This is a genomic window from Pleomorphochaeta sp., assembly GCF_050031695.1.
Lineage (GTDB): Bacteria > Spirochaetota > Spirochaetia > Sphaerochaetales > Sphaerochaetaceae > Pleomorphochaeta.
In genome coordinates this window covers 1-2,515 of sequence record NZ_JBNAIC010000033.1, presented here as the reverse complement: position 1 = coordinate 2,515, position 2,515 = coordinate 1, and the positions used below count along the sequence as shown (strand labels likewise).

The 2,515-nt window shown below is 24.2% G+C and carries 2 protein-coding genes; both read right to left on the bottom strand.

Annotated elements, in window-relative coordinates; translation table 11 throughout:
* Positions 1–250 precede the first annotated feature (250 nt).
* A complete protein-coding gene (locus tag ACPKM0_RS06240) occupies positions 251–1,540 on the bottom strand; it encodes a sensor histidine kinase (RefSeq protein ID WP_472474345.1) in 1,290 nt (429 codons plus the stop codon).
* Positions 1,533–2,210, bottom strand: coding sequence for a response regulator transcription factor (locus ACPKM0_RS06235; protein ID WP_472474343.1), 678 nt, complete (start codon positions 2,208–2,210; stop codon positions 1,533–1,535). Before ACPKM0_RS06235 ends, ACPKM0_RS06240 begins: the two co-directional genes overlap by 8 nt.
* Positions 2,211–2,515 lie beyond the last annotated feature (305 nt).

Below are 2,515 nucleotides of genomic sequence, written 5' to 3'. Positions count from 1 at the left end.
CCTAAAGTTAATACTGAAAAATCTATTGAAGTTTTAGATGCTGGTAAACATGATGACTTATTAGTTAATTACTTTAACTTAAGTTGGGAAGGTAACAGTGAACTTCCTGCAGGGGATTATGTAAGTAACGTTAAGATCTCTTATACAATCGAATAGTAGATACAATAAAATATATAAATACAACCTCCTAAAAAAGCAGCTCTTATTACGAGCTGCTTTTTAAATACATACATAGATTTAAACAAATCTTTTAAAATATAATTTTAAATTTAATAAAAGAATTATATTCACTTTCAATTAAAATTTTACCTTTATGTTGATTTATTATACTTTTAGCAATAGATAAACCTATACCATAACCTCCAGGTTTCATACCTCTAGAATTATCAACTCTATAAAAATTATCAAAAATTTTATCAATTTCTTCTTTTTTTACACCTATACCTTTATTATAAAATTCTAAAACAATATTTTTAGATTGCTTATATAAACTAACAACAATATCAGTATTAGACCAAGAATATTTAATAGCATTCTCTATAAATATACCAATTAGCTTATATAAGTTTTTTTCAACACCTTGAATAAATATATCCTCTTCTACTGAAGAAATAATTTTATTAGAATGTTCAAAAGCTAATACTTCAAAGGATAAAACACAACTATCTATAATTTTACTTAAATTAATTTTTTCAAAAATAACATGATTATTATTTTCAAGACGACTAAGAGTTAATAAATCTTGAACTAATAAATTCATTCTTTTTTCACTGTTCTTTATTTCATCAATCCTTTTATTCTGGCCTACTTCTTTCTCCAACAATTCCATATTTGCAGATATAATAGAAAGAGGTGTTTTTAATTCGTGACTAGAATCAGAAATAAATCTTTTTTGCTTTTCAAAAGCCAACCTAACAGGTTTTACAATATAGCTTGAAAGAATAATCATAAATATTGTTAAAACAAAAAAACTGATTATTCCAATAATTATTGTCAAACGCATTAACTGATTTAAGGTTTCGTTTTGAACAGAAGTATTCACAAAGACAAAATGGAATCCTTCATCCCTTTGTGAATATATGTATCGATAATTATCTATTTCTCCTATAACTTTTTCTTTTGCTCCATTGTTTATAACTTGATTTATATAATTAAGGATTTCGCACTCAAGTAATTCATTATCATTAAATTCAACATTAATTAATTTTAAATCTTTATCAACTTGTACAGAAAAGCCTCTAATAAATACAGTAGCCCCAATAGGATCTGGTTGCATACCCTTTGATTCAATAGCTCCAATAGTATTAGAGTGCACATTAACAGAATCTTTTATAATAAAGGGATCCTTTGCTTCCGATACTCCTCCTAGAAAAGGTCCAGGTCTATAAACTTCATGCAAACTATTATTTAAATAAATATCAATTTCTTCTAAAGCTTTTTTCTCCATAAATACATTTATTGAAGAAATCATAATAAAGATAACCATCAATACAAAAACCATTGAAATAAGAACAAAATTTCTTCGCATTTTTTTAATCATTAAGCAACTCCAAACAATAGCCTAAACCACGAAATGTTTTTATTTTCGCACTTGATTTTATAAATTTAAGCTTTTTCCTCAAAAAAGATATATAAACTTCTACAATATTATCTTCACCATCAAAATCATAACCCCAGATCTTCTCTATAAAATATTCTTTTAAAACAGTTTGATTAGGATTCAATAACAATATTTCTAATAATTGATATTCTTTAAGGCTAAGATTTATTTTCGAATAGGTAGAAGTAACTTCTAAAGAGTTTTTTTTAAGTGAAATATTGCCAAATTGTAAATTATCGCTTATATACTTTTCTTTTCTTCTGCTAACAGATCTAATTCTAGCCAACAATTCACGTATTTCAAAGGGCTTTGTTATATAGTCATCAGCACCATAATCTAAACCATTTATAATATCTTCTAATTCCGATTTTGCAGTTAACATAATAATTGGAGTGTTAATTTTATTTTCTCTTATTTTTTTTAAGACTTCAATTCCTGACATCTTAGGAAGCATTATATCTAACAGTATTACATCATATATATCTTTAATACCATATTCATAACCATCCTCACCATTATCAACTATATCTACATTATAATGTTCTAATTCGAGATATTCTTTAACTACGTTTGCTAATTCAATAACATCTTCCACTAATAATATTTTCATAATTAATCCCTTATTATTTTATTATAGTTAAATATCCTTAAAATTCACTTAAAATCAATTTAATTATATAAAAAAAACATTTTTTTCAAAATAAATACATATTATTTAAAAAGTTTTCCAATACTGTAGTAAGTTATATAAGTATAATTCGTTGTATTGTAAGTATTTATTACATTATATAACTTTTTATTATTTTTTTTGTAAAATGTGTTGACATAAGTTACATCTTATTGTATAGTTTAATCATAAAGAAAACAAAAACAAAAAAACTATTTATTTTAAAGGAAAACAAAATTATGAAAAAA